Source organism: Cutibacterium sp. LaCa_255 (assembly GCF_057458005.1).
In genome coordinates this window covers 1,981,195-2,001,100 of sequence record NZ_CP190956.1, presented here as the reverse complement: position 1 = coordinate 2,001,100, position 19,906 = coordinate 1,981,195, and the positions used below count along the sequence as shown (strand labels likewise).

Genomic DNA, 19,906 nt, shown 5'->3' with positions numbered 1-19,906 from the left:
CTAGAGGTTTTCGCCGATCCGGGCGCGCGAACCCCGGCCCATTCGCAGCCGTCTTCCGAGTCCGGAGGAGCAGCGTCGATACGTGTGTTGGAGCAACCTCATTGTCGGGGTAAGCAATTTCTCTCGATGTCAACAGAAATCTCGCCATGGCTGAAAGAATGCGGCCATGACGTCCATGGTGATCATTGGAGCTGGGCCCGGGGGCTATGAGGCCGCCAACGTAGCGGCGGCAGGTGGCGTTGACGTCACCGTCGTGGAAGAAACCGGCATCGGAGGAGCTGCCGTCCTCACCGACTGTGTTCCCTCGAAAACCCTCATTGCCACTGCCGAGGTCACCGCGGCCCTGCGGCGCGCACCCGAGCTCGGCCTTCGCCAGACCCACAAGTTCGAGGTCGATCTCGACGCCGTCAACTCCCGCGTACGCCGTCTGGCTCAGGCCCAATCCGACGACATTGGTCGAGGCCTGGAGCGCAAGGGAGTGCGCCTCGTCAGTGGTCGTGCCCGTCTGGCCGCGGGTGCCCCGGGCCACCTGCACCGGGTCATCATCAATGATGACGAGATCATCGACGCCGACATCGTCCTGCTCGCCACCGGCACGACCCCGCGTGAGCTCCCGGCGGCTCGCTGCGACGGGGACCGCATCCTCACCTGGAAGCAGGTGTACTCGATGACGGAGATCCCCGAGCACCTCGTCGTGGTGGGATCGGGTGTGACAGGTGCTGAGTTCGCGTCGGCCTACGACTCATTGGGATGTCGGGTGACCCTGGTGTCCTCGCGTGACCAGGTGCTCCCCGGCGAGGACCCCGACGCAGCTCGTGTGTTGCAGCAGGTCTTCGAGTCTCGCGGCATGCAGATCCTGTCCCGCTCTCGCGCGGTCTCTGCGGTGCGTGACGGTGATGGTGTCGTTGTCGGTCTCGAGGACGGCCGGACCGTGCGCGGATCCCACGTTCTGATGGCCGTCGGGTCAACGCCGAACAGCTCGGACCTCGGCTTGGAGGAGGTCGGTGTTGCCGTCGGTCCGCGTGGTCACATCACCGTTGACAAGGTTTCGCGCACCAGTGTGCCGGGCATCTATGCTGCCGGAGACTGCACCGGTGTCTTCGCCCTGGCATCCGTGGCAGCCATGCAGGGGCGCATCGCCGTGTGGCATGCCCTGGGCCAGGCCCTCCAGCCCCTCGACCTGTCCTTGGTGTGCTCGAATGTCTTCACCTCTCCCGAGATCGCCACGGTGGGTGTGACGCAGACCGACGTCGACTCCGGAAAGGTCCAGGCCCGATCCACCCGACTCGACCTGTCGACTAACCCGAGGGCCAAGATGCAGGGAATCCAAGACGGTTTCGTCAAGCTCTTCTGCCGTCCTGCCACCGGCAACATCATTGGTGGCGTCGTCGTCTCCCCGCGGGCCAGCGAACTCATCCATCCGATCTCGGTCGCGGTGGCCGAGCGGATCCCCGTCGACGCCTTCCAGCACGACTTCACCGTCTACCCGTCCCTGTCGGGATCGGTGTCAGAGGCTGCCCGACGGTTGCAGAACTTTGTGGAGTGACGTCGTGGTGTGAACCTGCCACGAGACACACCGTGAGAAGGACCCCTCGACGATTCGTCGAGGGGTCCTTCTGGGGGTCGACAATGGATCAGAAGTCGTCAAAGAGGGCTGAGAAGAGCCCCAGACCAACAAGGCCGAGACCACCGACGGCCAGTCCGCTGATGACTGGGTCGGACTCATACCGGCGGTAGTAGCCCTGCACCCACGGCGCGTAGTCCGGGCCAGCCTGCCAGTAGGGCAGCTGGGCGCCATTGACGTCGACGGTGCGGATCCACGGGGAGCGCCCCTGCTGGATGCGCTGGGCGTCGGCGGCGCAGGCCGGAACCTTGCGCGCGACTCCGCCGTCGGGGGAGTACATGACGTCAGTGGTCGACGGGCCGTGAGCCGGGTCGAAGAAGCACGGCGGACGCACCTCGGGAATCGGCTCGCCATTGGCGCGGGCCTGCACGCAGGCGATGGAGTGACGACCCTCCTCGAGGGTCTCGGTGACGAGCGGGATCGAGCGGGTGCCCTTGTCCTGGGCCATGAGTGTCTTGGCGCGGTCGTAGCAGTCCAAGGCCGTGTTCCAGTCCTTGCGACCCTCGGCCGACACCTCCTTGCCGATCATCTCCATGTCGAGATCGCGCAGGGCCTCGCCAAAGGTGGTGACGTCCTCCTCAGTCTCCTGGCGCATCTGCGAGACCTTGGCCTCGATGGCTTTGGCGCGTCGGGCCTCCATCTCGCGGGACTGACGCTGGGCACGCATCAGTGATGCCGTCGTTGCCACAAGCCCCACGAAGAACAGCAGGAAGAGCAGGAGGTCACCGGACATGATCACCAGAATGCTCTCTGAAATGGACACTCACAAGAAAAATCACGCTGCAAACCTCACTCATCGACGATCTCACAGATGACCTCGCCCGAGGCGACCGTCGAGCCGACCGTGGCATTGAGGTCACGGATGACGCCTGAGCGATGGGCGGCCAGAGGCTGCTCCATCTTCATGGCTTCCATGACGACGATCTGGTCGCCCTCGTTGACCTGCTCGCCCTCGACGACATTGACCTTGACGATGGTTCCCTGCATCGGGGATGCCACCGAGGTGCCGGTCGCCGCAGTGTGACGTCCCGCGCGGTTGCGACGGGTGGGGCGACGAGACTTCGTGCTGGGGGCCTGACGGGCGCCGTGCAGGGATGCCGGGATGCGCACCTCGACCCGCTTGCCGTTGACCTCCACGACAACCTCGTGAGGGGGCTCGGTGTCGGCGGACTCCCCCAAAGATCCGGTGTAGGGCTCGATCTTGTTGTCGAACTCGGTCTCGATCCAGTCGGTGAAAACGCCGAAGTGACCGTCGGTTGCGGTAAAGGCAGGGTCCTTGACGACCGCACGGTGGAAGGGGACGACAGTCGGCATACCGTCGATGACGATCTCGTCGAGGGCCCGGGCGGCGCGGGCCAGAGCCTGCTCGCGGGAGTCCCCCGTGACGATGAGCTTTCCGACGAGGGAGTCGAAGGCTCCCGGAACAGTCATGCCGGAGTGGTAGCCCTCGTCAACGCGGATACCGGGGCCACACGGCGGCTGCCACGAGGTCAGGGTGCCAGGCGCAGGCATGAACCCCATGCCGGGATCCTCGGCGTTGATGCGGAACTCGAAGGAGTGGCCGCGCAGTTTCGGATCCTCGGGCTCGAGGTGGCCGCCCTGGGCCACGTGGAACATCATCTGCACCAGGTCGACTCCGGCAACCTCCTCGGAGACCGGGTGCTCTACCTGCAGACGGGTGTTGACCTCGAGGAAGCTGATGGTCCCGTCCAGGCCGACGAGGAATTCGCAGGTTCCGGCACCGACATATCCGGCCTCCTTGAGGATGGCTCGGGAGGACTCGTAGAGACGGGTCAGCTGCTCGTCACTGAGGAACGGCGCCGGGGCCTCCTCGACGAGCTTCTGGTGGCGACGTTGCAGGGAGCAGTCACGGGTCGAGATGATCTGCACGGTGCCGTACTGGTCGGCGACGCACTGGGTCTCGACGTGACGCGGCTTGTCGAGGTAGCGCTCCACGAAACACTCGCCGCGTCCGAAAGCAGTGACGGCCTCGCGCACCGCAGACTCGTAGAGATGGATGACCTCGTCCATCGAGCGGGCGACCTTGAGGCCGCGACCGCCGCCTCCGAAGGCGGCCTTGATGGCGATCGGCAGGCCGTGTTCCTTGGCAAACTCGACGACCTCCTCCGGGCCGTTGACCGGGTCGGCGGTGCCGGGAACGAGCGGGGCGCCGACCTTCTGGGCGATGTGACGGGCCTGAACCTTGTCGCCGAGGGCCCGAATGGCCTCCGGCGGCGGGCCGATCCAGACGAACCCGGCGTCGATGACAGCCTGGGCGAAGTCGGCGTTCTCGGAGAGGAACCCGTACCCGGGGTGGATCGCGTCGACCTCGGCCCGACGGGCAATGTCGAGGATCTTGTCCACGTCAAGGTAGGTCTGAGCAGGGGTCACGCCGTTGAGGGCGAAGGCTTCGTCGGCAAGCTTGACGAACAAACCCTCGGAGTCGGAGTCCGCGTAGACAGCCACGCTCGTAATACCGGCGTCCTCGGCGGCACGGATGACGCGCACCGCGATCTCGCCACGGTTTGCGACGAGTACCCGCTTGATGGTCCTGTCCACGGTTCCTCCGATCGGCTCTCGGGGCGGGTGCCCCTCACGGTGAGTCTAAAGGGTCAGCGTTCGTCCATGGTCACTGTCCACGTCTTCTGGCTCCGAAAGTGCCGTATCGACGTCGCGTGGTACACCCGGAAGATCCGATGGCAACGGCCCGGTGTGGTGGCAGCTCCTGCTCGGATTACCGGGATTGCCATCGCGAATGCGCCGCGAGGCTGTCGTGGATCTGGGACCACGGCTCACTCGGCCGCTAGCCTGACGGTCATGGCGACACCGCAGTTCATCGTGGACCTTAGACGTCACATCGGTCATGACCCGTTGTGGCTGTCCGGTAGTAGTGCTGTCGTGCTGCGCCAGGGGCCACGCGGACCCCAGGTTCTGCTCGTCAAACGTGCCGACACCGGAGCGTGGACACCGGTCTGCGGAATCATCGAGCCGGGGGAGAGACCTGACGAGGCCATCCTTCGAGAGATTCGGGAAGAGACCGGGGTGACGGCGGAGATCGTCCGCCTGGTCCGTGTCAATGTCGCGGCCCCCATCATCTACCCCAATGGCGACCGCTGCCAGTTCCTCGATCACGACTTCCTGTGCCGATGGATCAGCGGGCAGCCGCGAGTGGGTGACGACGAGTCCAGTCAGACCGGTTTCTTCGACGTCGACGACCTGCCCGAGATGGCCCCGCGTCATCGCCGTCGCATCGAGACCGCGTTGCACTCGTCTAACCACGTCATCTTCAGCTCGGATGGGGATGACGACGGCGCTCTACGTGAGGAGACTCCATGAGTCTTTCCCAACTCTCCTCCCGGGTGTGGCAGCGCGGGAAGGTCGTTGCCGAATCAGTCCCCCTGGAAACTCTGAGCGACGAACTCGCCGACGATCAGACGCTGAGCTGGTATGACCTCACCGCTCCCGATCGCGAGGACATCGACACCCTTGCCGACGAACTCGATCTGGAGTTCCACACCGTCGAGGATGCCGAGGCCCCCGGCGAGCGTCCGAAGGTCACCCGCTATCCCGACCATCTCTTCCTGACGACCTACGCCGCGACGATCGGCGAGACGAATGACCCCAACAGTCGCCTCATCATGTCACGGGTCTCGGTGTGGGTGTTCGAACATGGCGTCGTCAGTGTCCATCGAGACGACCTGCCCGAGGTCAAGGAGGTGCTCAACCGCCTCGACGCCAACCTCGATCTGGTCTCGAACGGCCCGATGGGCATCGTCCATGCCATTCTCGACGTCCTCGTGGACGGTCATTTCGACACCGTCCAGCACCTGGACGACGTCGTGGAGCTCGTCGAGGATCAACTCTTCGACGACTCGATCGACACCCAGAAAGTGCAGTTGCGGGTGTATCGGCTGCGCAAGGAGTTGGTGCAGTTTCGTCGAGTCGTGCTCCCGATGCGCGAGATCGTCTCGACGATCAGCCGTCCGAGCAGGGAAGCCGTGGCTGTTCCCCGGGTCCTCGAGCCGTACTTCAACGATCTGCACGACCACTCCATGCGCGTCTCGGAATGGTCCGATTCCCTGCGGGACCTCGTCGCGACGATCTTCGAGACCAATCTGTCCATCCAGGACGCCAAACTCAACACCGTCATGAAGAAGTTGGCAGGGTGGGCTGCCATCATCGCCGTCCCGACCCTCATCACGGGGTGGTTCGGACAGAACGTTCCCTTCCTGGGTGATGGCCGACCGTTGGGGTTGTGGATCTCGGTCGGGCTCATCATCGTGTCGAGCCTCGTGCTGTACCTGGTTTTCCGTAAGGAAGACTGGATCTGAGGAGACCAATAGGCGCCTGACAGTGCAGAACTCTTGTCCTCAGATTGCATCAATTGGGTAAGGCCGCTTACCGTATCGGCACATGTGAGACACCCCGAGGCCGGACAGATCGTGCTGCGCCAGGTTGACCTCGGGTCGTCCCTGTCCATCGTCATCGAATTGTGTAGCGGGGATGCTCCTCCTGGCCCTGCTGCCCACCGGAAAGGACCGCGGACGACCCAAGAAGGGACCTGCTGACGAAGCCATGTCGACGGCCAGGTCACTGTCGATAGAGCAACTGGCCGCTCCCCGCGACATGCGCATACCGGTCAGCCGGATCGACGACACGCTGGTTGCCGCGTACTACTTCATCCCACCTGAGGCGACGGTCAAGGACGAGTCTTGGCGACGCCGCCATGGGCGGTTCCGTCAATTTCAGACGGTGTCGTGGTCACTCCCCGGCAACTCCCGACATCACCGGGCAAGACTCCTAGACTGGCCGACGTGACGAAGATTGCACTAGCCATTGCCGGGTCCGAGGCCTCCGGTGGCGCCGGAGCCCAGACCGACCTCAAGACCTTCCACCAACTCGGGGTGTTCGGATGCACGTCCCTGACCTGCATCGTCTCCTTCGATCCCGACAACGACTGGGGACACCGATTCGTGCCGGTCGATCCGCAGGTCATTCATGATCAGATCGAGGCCGCTGCAGCCGTCCACGGCCAGATCGACGCCGTCAAGATCGGCATGCTCGGTACCCCGACGACCATCGGCGTCGTCGCCGAGGCCTTGGAGGCCTACAAGTTCCCCAAGGTTATCCTCGACCCCGTCCTCATCTGCAAGGGCCAGGAGACGGGTGCCGCCCTCGACACCGACAACGCCCTGCGCGAGCAGATCCTGCCGCATGCCGACGTCATCACGCCGAACCTCTTCGAGACGCAGACCCTCGCCGGCGTGGACGAGATCACCTCGGTCGAGGCCCTCAAGGACGCTGCCAAGAAGATCGGTGACCAGGGAGTTCCGGTCGTCATCGCCAAGGCCGGCACCCTGTTGAACACCGGCACCGCTCTGGACGTCTACTACGACGGCCACGACTGCGAGGTCCTCGAGGTTCCCGCCGTCGGTCAGGAGCGCGTCTCCGGTGCTGGCTGCACGCTGGCTGCCGCGATCACCGCGGAGATCGCCAAGGGAGCCAGTCCGCTGGACGCCGCTCGCACTGCCAAGCAGGTCGTCGTCTTGGCCATCGAGAACCGGATGCACGGCAACGCCCCGTTCGACTGCGTCTACCAAGGTAATTACCGAGCCTGATCATTCATGACTTGACCCCGGCGGATATCCGCCGGGGTCAAGTCATGTCTCGATCCGTCATGATCACAGAAGTTGGGGGTCAGCGTCGGAAGACCGGACGCACTGACAGCTCCTCGATCATGGCCTCGGGGCTGGCCTCCAGGGCCGCGCGGACGGTGACGGCGACGGACTGTGGCCGCAGGTGCTCGGAGGCGTCGTAGGGACGTCCGGCTTGGGCCTGCAGTTCCACCTGCATGTCGGTGTCGACACGACCGGGGTGGATTGACGTCACCCGTACGACACCACGCTCCTCCTCACGCAGGGCATGTGTGAGGGCCCGCAAGGCGTACTTCGAGGCCGCGTAGACGCCGCCGCCAGCCGGGGTCCGCAAGAAACCAGATCCTGAATTGATCATGACGATGTCGCCATGGCTGGCCCTCAGCAGGGGCAGCACGAGGTGAGCGAGGTCGGCGACGGCGACGACATTGATCTCCAGCACTCGACGCCACTCCTCACGGCTCTGAGCTGCGATCTCACCGGGAGACGCGGCACTCACCCCGGCGCTGTTGACGAGAACATCGAGACTGTCCAGCTGAGACACGGCCGCCGCAGTGGCCTCCTCGTCAGCCAGATCGACGACGAAGGGGGAGGCGTCAGGCAGTTCAGAGACCACCTTCTCGACGGCCTCGCGGTGGCGTCCTCCCACGATGATGTGGTGGTCTCGCCCCAGCTCCTCGGCGATCGCCCGTCCGATGCCGCGCGTCGCCCCGGTCACGAGGACTTTCTTGGTGTGCTGGTCGTTGTGTGAAGTTTCCGACGTCGTGGGGGTTTCCATGACGCAACCGTACTCGTCTTGCCAGCGAGCAATCCCGGGTTGTGGTTGGCTACCGTCATGGCAGAAAGCACGTGCGATGTCAGATCCGAAGTCGGGCGGTTACGGACAGTCATCCTGCATCGCCCTGGCGACGAATTGCGCAGACTGACTCCTCGCAACAATGACAAGCTCCTCTTCGATGCAATGCCGTGGGTCGACCAGGCCCAGCGTGACCACGACATTTTCGCCTCGATCCTTGAGGACCGCGGCGTCGAGGTCCTCCTGCTCGGAGAGCTCCTGCGCGAAACCCTCGACGACGAGGTTGCTCGGCGGCAGGCCCTTGACGATCTGCTCACCGATTTGAGATATGGCGACGGGCTGCGCAGATACCTGCGCCAGCGTCTGTCAGAGCTGTCCAGCGAGATGTTGACGAAGGTGCTCATGGCCGGTCTGTCCAATGGTGAACTGGCCACCGTCGAACCCGCTGCACCCCGCAGCTTGGTCACGAGCCTGCTGGCTCCCGAGGACTTCATCATCGACCCGCTTCCGAACCTGCTCTTCACCCGCGACTCCAGCGTCTGGGTGGGTAACCATCCGGCCGTGACATCCCTGACGATGCCAGCACGGCGCCGCGAAACCCAACTGACCGACCTCATCTATCGTCACCATCCGAGGTTCCGGGGGCACGGTGACTGTTACGGCTGGCGGCTGGAGAACCTTGAAGGTGGGGACGTCATGCATCTGGGTGAGCAGGTCATGGCGATCGGCGTGGGGGAGCGCACCACCCCGTCCGGGGCCGAGCGTCTGGCGCGTACCGCCTTCGAGCTGGGAGTGGCTCACACCGTGCTGGCCGTGCCGATCCATCAGCAGCGCGCCACCATGCACCTGGACACCGTGTGCACCATGGTCGACGTCGACGCCGTCGTCATGTACCCGCAGATTGCCGACAGTCTGACGGCTGTTCCGCTCACTCCTGTCGGTGACGACATTCGTATCGGTGAGCCGACACCGTTCCTGACGGCCGCCGCCGACGCTCTGGGGATCGAGCGAATGCGCGTCATCGACACTGGCCTCGACCCCGTGACCGCTGAGCGTGAGCAGTGGGATGACGGCAACAACACCCTCGCCCTGGCGCCACGTGTGGTGGTGGCTTATGAGCGTAACACGAACACCAATGCTCGTCTGGAGGCCGCCGGCATCGAGGTACTGACGATTCCGAGCTCGGAGCTGGGGTCAGGACGTGGTGGCCCACGGTGCATGTCGTGCCCGGTGCTGCGCGACGAGCTGTGAGGTGACATCAGCGATAGCATCACCGGCATGAGGTCCAGAGCAGCGATCGTAGCGACGGCACTGCTCGTCGTGGCAGGGTGCGCTCCCTCGCACGAGGGAGCCGTGCCCACCCCGGCCATCGGTTCACCCACCCCGGCACCGGCTGGGGAGGAGACCCTGGCGAGCCTGGGGTTCGAATATGGTCCGCGGAACTTCCGTCTACCCCAGGGGCTTGACGTCACGATGCGGGTCGATCACGTCAACAACATCACCCTGCTCACCCAGCCCGACACTTCCGGAAAGGTGCATGACTTCCTGGCACAGAACCTGCCTGCGTCGGGGTTCACGGTGACCGGGGATGGCAATGGGTCATTGACGTTCACCTCGAACCGCCCCGACACCACGGGCTGGACCGGGGCGTTCACGAGCTCCGATGAGGCTGCCGGACTGACCCTCCGGCACGGCTGAGAGTCGGTCCCGCGCGGGTCAGTGCCGCGCATACCCTGGCTCAGGACAGGTGCCCGCCCCTGGGCCCGTTCCACAGCGAGGACCATTCGACGTCAAGGTCCATGAGCATCTGACGCACCAATGGCAGGGAGATGCCGGTGACGTTGTGGGGGTCGCCATTGATACGGGTGATGAAGGCGCCGCCCAGGCCGTCGATGGTGAAGGCACCAGCCACCTTGGCCGGCTCGCCGCTGCTGGCGTAGGCATCGATCTCGGCGTCAGTGAGATCTGCGAAGGTGACGACGGTTTGGCCGACGCGGGTCTGCTCGCGGATCTGACCGTTCTCGATGACGGCGATGTGGTGTCCGCTGACGAGGACGCCCTGGTGACCTCTCATCCGGCGCCACCACTGCCGGGCACGGTCAGCGGTGTGGGGCTTGCCGAGGACACGTCCGTCGAGATTGAGTACGGAGTCGCAGGCCACCACGATCGTCCGGTCGGCGGGGTGCTCGTCAAGGGCCCCGGAGCCGATGACCGAGTGGGCCTTGAGGCGGCACAGCCGGGCCGTCATGGTGGCAGCGTCCTCCCCAGGAAGGCGGCTCTCGTCAGCTCCCGAGGCGATGACGACGGGTTCGATGCCGGCTGAGCGCAACATACGCAGTCGGGCGGGCGATTTCGATGCGAGAACGAAACGGGTCGTCATGTCAGTAGCGCCGCAGAGATCCCCGCCAGGCCGCCTGGCCGGGCATGAAGGGTTCACGGATGGTGCGCCAGTAGGACTTCCAGCCGAAGGCGATCGGTCGGTCGTCCGGCACGTAGGCGTCCGGGCCCGGACGGGTGAGCTCGGTCAGCACCGCGACGAGGGCACCAAGCTCCTCGTCGGTGAGATTTCCCCTGGTGACCTTGATCGGATCGTCGTCCATGGTGTGCTCACTCACAGCGGGATGTTCCCGTGCTTCTTGGGAGGCAGCGCCTCGCGCTTGGTGCGCAACAGACGCAGGGTACGGATGACCGAGGCGCGGGTCTCGTGCGGGTGGATGACCTGGTCGATCCATCCTCGCTCAGCTGCCTGGTACGGGTTCGACAGGGTCGTCTCGTACTCGTCGATGAGCTCCCTGCGCTTGACCTCCGGATCGGGATCGGTGGCCAAGGTGCGGCGGTGCAGGATGCTGACGGCTCCTTCAGCACCCATGACGGCGATCTGGGCTGTGGGCCAGGCGAGGTTGACGTCGGCCCCGAGGGTCTTGGACCCCATGACGATGTAGGCGCCGCCGTAGGCCTTGCGGGTGACGACGGTCAGCAGCGGCACGGTGGCCTCGGCGTAGGCGTAGATGAGCTTGGCGCCACGACGGATGATGCCCTCGTGCTCCTGCTCGACGCCGGGCAGGAATCCAGGGGTGTCGACGAAGGTGAGTACCGGGATGTTGAAGGAGTCGCAGGTCCGGACGAACCGGGCAGCCTTCTCGGAGGCATTGATGTCGAGGGTGCCGGCGTTGACCATTGGCTGGTTGGCGACGATGCCGATGACGTGGCCCTCGATGCGTCCGAATCCGCAGATGACGTTCGGGGCGAAGAGCTCGTGGATCTCCAGGAAGGTGTCCTCGTCGAGCACGGTCGTGATGATCTCGTGCATGTCGTACGGATGGTTCGCGGAGTCCGGAATGAGGACGTCGAGCTTGCGGTCGTGATCGGTGATCGTCAGGTCGGCCTCACCGTCGTCGTAGAACGGCGGATCCTCCAAGTTGTTTTGTGGCAGGTAGCTGACCAGGTCGCGGACGAACTCCAGGGCGTCGTCCTCGTCATTGGCCAGGTAGTGGGAGTTGCCCGACTTCGTGGAATGGGTACGAGCGCCGCCCAACTCCTCGAGGGAGACGTCCTCGCCGGTGACCTGCTTGACGACGGCCGGGCCGGTGATGAACATCTGGGAGGTCTGGTCGACCATGACGATGAAGTCGGTGAGGGCGGGGGAATAGACGTGACCGCCAGCTGCGGCGCCCATGATGATGGAGATCTGGGGGATGACGCCGGAAGCCCTGGTGTTGCGGCGGAAGATGTCACCGAACCGGGCCAGGGAGGCCACGCCTTCCTGAATACGAGCGCCGCCGCCCTCGTTGATGCCGATGAGGGGGCAGCCTGTCTTGACGGCGAAGTCAATGATCTTGCAGATCTTCTCGCCGTAGACCTCACCCAAGGACCCACCGAAGATCGTGACGTCCTGGCTGAACACACAGACCGGACGACCATGGATCGCACCGACACCGGTGATGACGCCGTCGGTGTAGGGACGCTTGCGTTCCATGCCGAAGTTCGTCGAGCGGTGACGAGAGAACTCATCGAGCTCGGTGAAGGAATCCTCGTCCAGCAGCCGCAGGATGCGCTCCCTGGCGGTCATCTTTCCGGCGGCGTGCTGCTTTTCGATGGCCGAGGGGGATGCGGCATTGACGGCCTCGTCGATCCTCCGACCGAGGTCGGCGATCTTTCCTGCCGTGGTGTGGATGTCGATCTCCATGAGTTGAGACTATCCGTCACAGGCGACAAGCGTGGCGTCGGGCCGCTTTCCGGGATGGATGGCGGCCATGCGGACCGTGGCTGTCACGAGCTTCCGGAAGTTCCACGGCATCATCGGGCCGGTGACTGGCTGGTCGTCTGGGCCAGGGATGAGCTGGCGCGCAGCACGATGGCTTACGGATAGTCTGGACGGGTGCCTTCCACGCCTGCTGCCATTGCTGATCGCGTCATCGAGCTTGCCGGGAACACGATGTTCACCGGGCCGTGCGGAGGGGGGATTGCCTGTGTCGACTCCACCGGCTCGACCAACGCTGACATGGTGTCCTTCGTCCGCGCCGGGGGAACCTCGTTCCGCCTCCTCGTTGCTGATCACCAGGAAGGCGGACGAGGACGTTTCTCACGCAGTTGGCACGACGTCCCGGGAACGAATCTGGCGATCTCTGCCCTGGTGCCCAATGATCGTCCCGCCCAGGACTGGGGCTGGCTCTCGATGGTGGCCGGACTCGCCGTCGTCGAGGCCATCGAGGAGGTTGGCGGGGCTGATCGCTCCCGGGTGACGTTGAAGTGGCCCAATGACGTCCTGGTGGATCTTGGCACCGACCATGGTGGCAAGGTGAGCGGGATCCTGTCGGAGCGCGTCGACGGACCGGCTGGTCCTCACGCCGTCATCGGGATTGGGATCAACGTGTCGATGGGGACCGACGAACTGCCCGTCCCGACGGCGACCTCCCTGGCGTTGTGCGGGTTGAACCACGACAAGAACGAGCTGTTGGCCAGCCTGCTAGTCCACCTCGACGAATTGCTGACGGTGTGGCTGGCGACCGGAACCGTGCGAGACCAGTACGTGGCGCGGTGCGACACCATCGGTGCCCCGGTGCGACTGACCTTCGACCCGGAGACCATCGGTGGCGGTGACGAGGCCGTCGACGGTGTCGGCGTCGACGTGGATGTCGACGGTGCCATCGTGGTGGAAACCTCGGAAGGACGTCGCACCTTCAACGCGGGAGACGTCAACCATCTGCGCACGAGGTGAGTTCCACCACGGCACCCTGAACGTCCCGACCACCTAGACTGCTGACCATGACGACCCACATCCTGGCCCTTGGTGGCGGCGGTTTCTCGATGTCGAACCGTGGTGAGCCCACCGCTCTCGACCGTCACATCCTTGACCTGTCCGGAAAGTCCTCGCCCTTGGTGTGTTTTGCCCCCACCGCGGCAGCCGATGACCCGGTTTACGTCAATCGTTTTCTGGCCGCCTACTCGGCGCTGGGTGTGCGGACCATGGTGCTGACCCTGTGGCAGGGGGCTGCGGAGTCGGTGGAGCGTCTTTCCCAGGCTGACGTCATCGTGTCGGGTGCCGGCTCGGCGGCCAACCTCATGGCGCTGTGGCGGATGCACGGGGTTGACCACGTCATCCGGCGGATGACGTCCTCGGCGGACGACGTCGTGCTCGCCGGGGTCGCAGCCGGTGCGGCGTGCTGGTTCTCCGGCTGTCTCACGGACGCATTCGGTGACCTGCGTGCGTGGCGAGGTGGAATGGGTCTGCTCGACGGGTCGTTCTGCCCCCACTTCGACGGCGAGTCGGAGCGCGCCCCGATCTACGCACAGTCGGTTGCCAATGGGGTTCTCCCCGCTGGTTACGCAGTCGATGACGGAGCAGCAATCCACTTCGTCGACGGTGAGTTCTCCGTCGCCGTTGCTGAGCGTGAGGAGGCCACGGTCTCGAGGTTCTCCGCATCCGAGGAGCCGACCTCGTCGGGAATCCTGCGCGAGGAGCTCGACGTCACCGTGCTGTGACATTCCACGGTTGCTGATAGTCGTCGAGGTCCTCGTCGCCGTCATAACGCCCGTCGGTCAGGTCCGCGAAGAGGTCTGCCACTCGGCGGGCGCCCGGGACGTTATCGAGGACCAACTGGTCTGACGGTGCGGTGAGGATGAGTTTTCCACAGCCCATCATCCGATCGACGACGTCGGCCTGCCAGGACACGTCGACGAGGCTGTCAATCATGACGTCGTGACCCCGTCTGACGATGACGCCATGACGCAGCATCACGCGTCGTTCAGTGATCGTCATGGTGGTGGTGAACCACTTCAGCCACGGAATGATGGTACCGACGATTATCAGCGCGACTGCGACGACCGCGACGATTGGCCAGTACCGGGCTCGTATCTCGAGCGTCATGAGTCCGAGCAGCGCGGCAGCCCCGATGACTGCGACGAACCCCATGACGACAGGCCAGAACAGTGCTTTCGCGTGACGGCGGGAGTGCACCAGCACCGTCTCGTCACGATTGCGCCGCAGTGGCTGTCCGACTCGCACCATGTTTCCAGTATGGACGACCCCGCAATGTGAACGCGTGACGTGCGGTCTGTGGCCAGGCATGAGGTACGAGTGGGTGCCATGCCCTTACAGTGCAGTCTGTGCCCCAGACAGTCCTCCTGCGTGTTCACGTCACCTTCGAGAGTGTCCGCACCAGCCTTGACCCAGCCGTCCCGGGGCCCTCACCTGGTTGGGGAGGGCGGCTGCGGCCAGCTTTCCCTGCAATACTCGTGGAGAACCCGGAAAGACGGCTGCGCTCTGCTTGATGAGATGGCAGCAGCCCTTCATCTTTTCGGCCGTTCCACGGGCGATCGCTAATAACCCTCGGCCGGTGTCCGGATGGAAAGCCGACGCGAAGACGATCTGACAGGGAAATCCACGGGTGGAAGATCCGGGAGAACAGCTCTTCCGCGGTTCTGTGTCCGGTGGCCGTTACGATGAAGGTCGTGACCTCCTACACCATTGGAATCATTGGCGGCGGGCAGCTTGCCCGCATGATGCACCAGGCTGCGATCGGATTGGGGGTGCGCACCCGTCTGCTGGCCTCCGACCCTGACGAGTCCGCGGCCCAGGTGATGTCTGATGTCGTCGTCGGCTCCCATCTCGACCACGACGCCGTCATGGACTTCGCAGCTGGGTGTGACGTCGTGACCTTCGATCACGAGCACGTGCCGACCGTCCTCGTCGAGGAGATGGAACAGGCAGGGTGTGCTGTCCGCCCCGGATCGGCCGCGATGGTCCATGCTCAGGACAAGGTCGTCATGCGTGAATTCATGGCGAAGGAGGGATTCCCGAACCCGGCCTGGAAGGTCTGTGACACCCCTGACGATCTCGTCGCCTTCGGTGCGGACCACGGCTGGCCCGTCATCGCCAAGACGTCTCGCGGCGGATATGACGGCAAGGGAGTCTTCAAGATCGACGGACCTGACGGTGCCGGGGAACCCTTCGAGGCTGCCGGAGGACTGGCCGACGGCAAACAACCGATTCGTATTCTCGCCGAGGAGTTCGTTGATTTCCGACGCGAACTCTCTGCCGTTGTCGTCCGCTCCCCATCGGGTCAGGGAGCCGCCTATCCGGTCACGGAGACCATCCAGCGTCACGGGGTCTGCGCCGAGACCATCAGCCCGGCACCGGACATGTCCTCGGACCGCCAGGTGGAGCTGCAAACCATGGCCCTGGACATTGCTGGGCGCCTCGACGTCGTCGGTGTCCTCGCCGTTGAGCTCATGGAGCGCGAGGACGGTTCCGTCATCGTCAATGAGCTGGCGACCCGCCCCCACAACACCGCCCACTGGACCATCGACGGTGCTGAGACGAGCCAGTTCGAGAACCACATGAGAGCCGTGCTTAACCTTCCGCTCGGTTCACCGGCCTTGACTGCCCCCGTGGTCGTCATGGCCAATGTCCTCGGCGGGTCTGAGGAAGACCTGACCGGGGCTCTGCAACACTGTTTCGCTCGTGACCCGGAACTGCGCGTCGAGTTGTACGGGAAGTCCGTGCGACCCGGCCGCAAGGTCGGTCACGTCACCTGCCTCGGTGACGACGTCGAGACGACTCGTCGCCGGGCGCGCCACGCTGCCGCCTACCTCATGGGAGAACATGATGCCTGAGACCACCGCCAACAGCCGCAAGCCGCGTCGCGGCAAGAAGGTCGAGACAGCGGCCGGATCCGCACGCCGGTTGGCTGGTGACGCCACGGGCCCGCAGGTGTCGATCATCATGGGTTCGGACTCCGACTGGCCGACGATGGAGCCCGCCGCCCAGGTGCTCACCGACTTCAACGTGGGATTCGAGGCGGAGGTCGTCTCGGCTCACCGGATGCCCGAGGACATGGTCGAGTTCGGCCGTGGCGCCCACGAGCGCGGTATCAAGGTCATCATCGCCGGTGCCGGTGGTGCTGCCCATCTACCCGGCATGGTCGCCGCGCTGACCCCGCTGCCGGTCATCGGAGTGCCGGTTCCGCTGGCCCATCTCGACGGCATGGACTCCCTGCTGTCCATCGTCCAGATGCCTGGTGGTGTACCGGTGGCAACGGTCGGTGTCGGTAATGCCAAGAACGCCGGTCTGCTGGCCGTGAGGATTCTTGCCGCATCGAATCCCGAGCTGTGCGACGCCATGGTCAAGTACCAGACCGAGCTGCACGACATGGCGGCCGCCAAGGGGGAGAAGGTGCGCACCCACTCGCGCCCCTGAGCGAGTCATCGATACGCGGATGGCCCCGAACTGTTGCGGTCCGGGGCCAGTTCGCTGCTTCTAGACCCTTGGTCAGATCAGGGACAGGGTCAGCGACATATCAACCGGGCGGGCGTACAACCGGTGGGACATGATCGGCATCGGGCCGCAGGAGGTCGATCCCAGCGGGGCCGAGAGGGCGTCCAAGGTCAGCCAGGTGTGCCCGTCGGGCTCCAGATCCCAGGTATGGGCGGCGCTGAACAGGGCCTTGGACGTCCACGGGCGAACCGCGAATGCCGGCCAGCCGCCATCAGCGGCGACGCGCAGACCACCGTCGGGGCCGGTGATCGTAAGCTCGTGGACACCCTGACGAAGACCATTCTCCTGAGGCATGACGTAAGGCGTCTGGAGGCTGGCGACGTCGGAGTTCCAGCGTCCCCAGGTGGCGGCGTGCTGGGAATCCGGGTAGTTCTCCGTCGGGCCGAGTCCGAACCAGGACACGGTGCTCCACTCATCCGGCAGCCCCATGGTCACGCCGATGCGCCCCAGCATTGCTGGCCAGTGGCCGTGCGGTTCGACGTGGAGGTCGAGATGGATCCCTTCGGATCCCTCGTCGACCTGGACGGCTTGCCAACTCCACGTCGTCGTCATGGAATCTCGAGCAGCTGCTGCGGCACTACGAGTGACGACGACCAGGTCATCTCCCTCCTCGCGCACCGAGACCGTGGTGTGGACGAGCCGGTCGAGACCGGCAGCCAGTGCGGAGCCACCAATGTTGTTACGAGCCAGGCTGCTGGCCCGGTCGTTGTCGATCAGGGCGCGGAAGAGATCGAGAACCGGTGTGACGATGCCGTTCCCGCCCAACTCCACGAGACGACCACGACGGTCGAAGCGAGCAGGTCCGAGAACCCAGCCGCTACCGTCGCGACGCGGATGGGACGATGCCGGAGGACACGGACGGGGGAGAGGCTCAGGGATCAGCAGGTCCGACGCCCGTGCCACCACGTGGCCCGCCTGAGCCCAGATGGTGTCCTCGACCAACCTGGCCTCGACGACGACGACCATCCGGTCGGAGATCTCGTCGGGAACCGGCACGGATCCGGTCCAGGACTGATGAGCGGGCAGTGCTCCGATGTCCAGAACACCTTCGTCGGTGACCTTGCCGTCGTCGACGAGTTGCCAGACGAATTCGAGATCGGACAGATCGGCGAAGTCGAGGCGGTTGATGACGGTGATGCCGTCGCCGGCGCGCAAACGTGAGCCGTCGACCTCGATGCGCACTGCACCCATCGTCGCCGTGAACTCCAGCAGGCCCGGCGAGGGGGTGCGATCGGGCATGACGAGCCCGTCGCAGACGAAGTTTCGATCGTGCAGAACCTCGCCGAAGTCGCCGCCATAGGCATATCCGCGTCCGGTGTCGATGCCGTGGTCGATCCACTCCCAGATGAATCCGCCGTGCATACGATCGCGGTGGAAATGCGGGTCGAAACAACGTTCCTCGTAGTCAGCGAGCTCACCCGGGCCATTGCCCATGGCGTGGGCGAACTCGCACATGAAGAAGGGCAGTCCGAGCTCGCGGCCGGTCTGCGGAACAGGCTCGGCGCCCGGCATGACAGTACGGTCGCGGACGGCCTCGACCCACTCCATCCCCGGGTACATGACGGTCCACACGTCGGAGATGGTGTGGGTGTAGTCGCCCTCGTAATGGGTGAACCGGGACGGGTCGCGATGCTTGACCCAGTCGTTCATGAGGCGGATGCCCTCACCACAGTGGGACTCGTTACCCATCGACCATCCGATGATCGATGGGTGGTTCTTGTCCCGTTCCACGGTGCGCTGGATGCGGTTGAGTAGGCAGTCGTACCAGCGGTCGTCGCCAGCGGGGTTTCCGTCCCAGCCACCCCACTCGAAGCCGTGGGTCTCCAGGTCGCACTCCAGAAGCACCCAGACGCCGTACTCGTCGCACAGGTCGAGGAAGCGGGCGTCCGGTGGGTAGTGTGAGGTGCGGATGGCATTGACGCCGTGACGCTTCATGAGTTCGAGGTCGGCGCGCATGGTCTCCTCGTCGAGGGTGCGTCCGGTGTGCGGATCCCACTCGTGGCGGTTTACGCCGCGGAAGACGACCTTGTGTCCGTTGACGATGATGACGTCCCCGTCGATGGCGACGGTGCGGAATCCGATCCGCAGGGAGACGGTCTCGGAGCCCGTTGAGACGGTGGTGTCGTAGAGCCTGGGGGTCTCAGCTGTCCAGGGCTGCGCGTCGGGGACGGTCACCTCGGTGTTGCAGGTGGTGGTGACGCCGAGTTCCGGGATGGCGACGGTGGCGCCGTCGGGTCCGTCAATGGTGATCTTGGCGGCGCCGTCCTCCCAGGATGCATGGACGAAGAGGTCGTCGATGCCGCCCTGCGGGCGTGCCAGCAGCGTGACCTTGCGGAAGATCCCCGACATCCGCCACATGTCCTGGTCCTCCAGGAAGGTGCCGTCGGACCATTGACTGACGGCTACTGCCAGCACATTGCGGCCGGGGCGCAGTTGCGCAGTGACGTCGAACTCACTGGTGAGACGCGAACCCTTGGTCCAACCCAGTTCGACTCCGTTGAGCCAGACGCGGGCGAAGGAGTCGACTCCCTCGAAACGCAGCAGCACCCGGTCAGCATTGGTGAACGTCTCACTGACCTGGAAGGTGTGGCGGTAGCACCCGGTCGGGTTCTCATTGGGAACGACGATGTCTTCGTCGGAAGCCGGGACCGGAATCGGGTAGTTGACGTTGAGATAGGCGGGGCGCCCGAACGGTGCTTCGCCTGCCGGGTCGGTCATCTGCCACATCGAGGGAACGGCGAGGTCGACGAAGTCGGTGTCGTCGAATCCAGGGTCGAAGAAACCTTCCGGTACGTCAAAGGGGGAGTCGACGAGCTGGAAACGCCACGTTCCAGACAGGTCGAGGGTCGGGGCATCGGTGTGCAGGTGAGCCCGTGGGGCCACAGGCCCCTGCCACGGGACGAGGTTCGTCAGGGCGGCGTCGATCCCCGGAGCGGTGTCGGCATTGGCAACCATGGACACCACCATAGAACCTGATGATGAAAACGTGTACACCGCGATGTCAGAAGGTGAGCACTGAGGTGATTCGAGGTGTGGTCTCGCTCGGCAGGCTGATG

19 protein-coding genes are annotated in these 19,906 nt (G+C 64.7%); 11 read left to right on the top strand and 8 right to left on the bottom strand.

What is annotated here, in order from left to right:
- Window positions 1-166: 166 nt before the first annotated feature.
- Entirely contained in the window at window positions 167-1,546 is a 1,380-nt protein-coding gene (locus ACP8ML_RS09090; protein ID WP_065673799.1) for an NAD(P)H-quinone dehydrogenase, read from the top strand.
- Between the two features lie 88 nt (window positions 1,547-1,634).
- Here the strand turns inward: ACP8ML_RS09090 and ACP8ML_RS09085 are convergent, their stop codons facing one another.
- Both ACP8ML_RS09085 and ACP8ML_RS09080 read right to left on the bottom strand, forming a co-directional pair.
- A complete protein-coding gene (locus ACP8ML_RS09085; RefSeq protein WP_171023531.1) occupies window positions 1,635-2,357 on the bottom strand; it encodes a hypothetical protein in 723 nt (240 codons plus the stop codon).
- A 56-nt stretch (window positions 2,358-2,413) separates the two neighbouring features.
- Window positions 2,414-4,183, bottom strand: a complete 1,770-nt coding sequence (locus ACP8ML_RS09080) for an acetyl/propionyl/methylcrotonyl-CoA carboxylase subunit alpha (protein ID WP_063279512.1) — start codon at window positions 4,181-4,183, stop codon at window positions 2,414-2,416.
- Window positions 4,184-4,441: 258 nt separating this feature from the next.
- Here ACP8ML_RS09080 and ACP8ML_RS09075 point away from each other — a divergent pair, with 258 nt between their 5' ends.
- The 4 genes from ACP8ML_RS09075 to ACP8ML_RS09060 all read left to right on the top strand — a co-directional run bounded on the left by ACP8ML_RS09075 (window position 4,442) and on the right by ACP8ML_RS09060 (window position 7,242).
- Window positions 4,442-4,960: an NUDIX hydrolase gene (locus ACP8ML_RS09075; RefSeq protein WP_069103031.1), complete on the top strand. Its 519-nt coding sequence runs from the start codon at window positions 4,442-4,444 to the stop codon at window positions 4,958-4,960.
- Window positions 4,957-5,955 carry a magnesium transporter CorA family protein gene (locus ACP8ML_RS09070; RefSeq protein ID WP_486702921.1) on the top strand — a complete coding sequence of 333 codons (999 nt, stop codon included), beginning with the start codon at window positions 4,957-4,959 and terminating at the stop codon, window positions 5,953-5,955. Before ACP8ML_RS09075 ends, ACP8ML_RS09070 begins: the two co-directional genes overlap by 4 nt.
- A 172-nt stretch (window positions 5,956-6,127) precedes the next feature.
- Window positions 6,128-6,442: a hypothetical protein gene (locus ACP8ML_RS09065; protein WP_065673796.1), complete on the top strand. Its 315-nt coding sequence runs from the start codon at window positions 6,128-6,130 to the stop codon at window positions 6,440-6,442.
- Window positions 6,439-7,242: a hydroxymethylpyrimidine/phosphomethylpyrimidine kinase gene (locus ACP8ML_RS09060; RefSeq protein WP_486702920.1), complete on the top strand. Its 804-nt coding sequence runs from the start codon at window positions 6,439-6,441 to the stop codon at window positions 7,240-7,242. Before ACP8ML_RS09065 ends, ACP8ML_RS09060 begins: the two co-directional genes overlap by 4 nt.
- A gap of 79 nt (window positions 7,243-7,321) precedes the next feature.
- On the opposite strand, the gene ACP8ML_RS09055 is transcribed toward ACP8ML_RS09060, so the two are convergent.
- Window positions 7,322-8,056 (bottom strand): SDR family oxidoreductase, encoded by a 735-nt coding sequence (locus ACP8ML_RS09055; protein ID WP_065673795.1) that lies wholly within the window; start codon window positions 8,054-8,056, stop codon window positions 7,322-7,324.
- Window positions 8,057-8,113: 57 nt separating this feature from the next.
- Between ACP8ML_RS09055 and ACP8ML_RS09050 the strand changes: the two genes are divergently transcribed.
- Window positions 8,114-9,325: an arginine deiminase gene (locus ACP8ML_RS09050; protein ID WP_036975433.1), complete on the top strand. Its 1,212-nt coding sequence runs from the start codon at window positions 8,114-8,116 to the stop codon at window positions 9,323-9,325.
- A 27-nt stretch (window positions 9,326-9,352) separates the two neighbouring features.
- Window positions 9,353-9,772, top strand: coding sequence for a hypothetical protein (locus ACP8ML_RS09045; protein WP_063279507.1), 420 nt, complete (start codon window positions 9,353-9,355; stop codon window positions 9,770-9,772).
- A 40-nt stretch (window positions 9,773-9,812) separates the two neighbouring features.
- Here ACP8ML_RS09045 and ACP8ML_RS09040 read toward each other — a convergent pair whose 3' ends face one another.
- From ACP8ML_RS09040 to ACP8ML_RS09030, 3 genes are read right to left on the bottom strand one after another with little or no spacing between them, the layout of a single operon-like run.
- Window positions 9,813-10,454, bottom strand: a complete 642-nt coding sequence (locus ACP8ML_RS09040; protein ID WP_284950241.1) for a Maf family protein — start codon at window positions 10,452-10,454, stop codon at window positions 9,813-9,815.
- Window position 10,455: 1 nt separating this feature from the next.
- Window positions 10,456-10,674, bottom strand: a complete 219-nt coding sequence (locus ACP8ML_RS09035) for an acyl-CoA carboxylase subunit epsilon (protein WP_015582265.1) — start codon at window positions 10,672-10,674, stop codon at window positions 10,456-10,458.
- A gap of 11 nt (window positions 10,675-10,685) precedes the next feature.
- Window positions 10,686-12,260, bottom strand: coding sequence for an acyl-CoA carboxylase subunit beta (locus tag ACP8ML_RS09030; RefSeq protein WP_486702919.1), 1,575 nt, complete (start codon window positions 12,258-12,260; stop codon window positions 10,686-10,688).
- 192 nt (window positions 12,261-12,452) lie between these two features.
- Here ACP8ML_RS09030 and ACP8ML_RS09025 point away from each other — a divergent pair, with 192 nt between their 5' ends.
- Both ACP8ML_RS09025 and ACP8ML_RS09020 read left to right on the top strand, forming a co-directional pair.
- Window positions 12,453-13,292, top strand: coding sequence for a biotin--[acetyl-CoA-carboxylase] ligase (locus tag ACP8ML_RS09025; protein WP_036975428.1), 840 nt, complete (start codon window positions 12,453-12,455; stop codon window positions 13,290-13,292).
- Window positions 13,293-13,339: 47 nt separating this feature from the next.
- Window positions 13,340-14,056 carry a Type 1 glutamine amidotransferase-like domain-containing protein gene (locus ACP8ML_RS09020; protein ID WP_004808877.1) on the top strand — a complete coding sequence of 239 codons (717 nt, stop codon included), beginning with the start codon at window positions 13,340-13,342 and terminating at the stop codon, window positions 14,054-14,056.
- Here the strand turns inward: ACP8ML_RS09020 and ACP8ML_RS09015 are convergent.
- Window positions 14,043-14,582, bottom strand: coding sequence for a PH domain-containing protein (locus tag ACP8ML_RS09015; protein WP_065673792.1), 540 nt, complete (start codon window positions 14,580-14,582; stop codon window positions 14,043-14,045). The genes ACP8ML_RS09020 and ACP8ML_RS09015 overlap by 14 nt on opposite strands.
- Window positions 14,583-15,016: 434 nt before the next feature.
- Here ACP8ML_RS09015 and ACP8ML_RS09010 point away from each other — a divergent pair, with 434 nt between their 5' ends.
- Together ACP8ML_RS09010 and purE are read left to right on the top strand one after the other, a co-directional pair.
- A complete protein-coding gene (locus tag ACP8ML_RS09010; RefSeq protein ID WP_117189666.1) occupies window positions 15,017-16,189 on the top strand; it encodes a 5-(carboxyamino)imidazole ribonucleotide synthase in 1,173 nt (390 codons plus the stop codon).
- Window positions 16,182-16,772, top strand: coding sequence for a 5-(carboxyamino)imidazole ribonucleotide mutase (purE, locus tag ACP8ML_RS09005; protein WP_065673790.1), 591 nt, complete (start codon window positions 16,182-16,184; stop codon window positions 16,770-16,772). The genes ACP8ML_RS09010 and purE overlap by 8 nt, the downstream gene beginning before the upstream one ends.
- Before the next feature lie 72 nt (window positions 16,773-16,844).
- Here the strand turns inward: purE and ACP8ML_RS09000 are convergent, their stop codons facing one another.
- Window positions 16,845-19,805: a glycoside hydrolase family 2 TIM barrel-domain containing protein gene (locus ACP8ML_RS09000; protein WP_486702918.1), complete on the bottom strand. Its 2,961-nt coding sequence runs from the start codon at window positions 19,803-19,805 to the stop codon at window positions 16,845-16,847.
- Window positions 19,806-19,906: the final 101 nt, after the last annotated feature.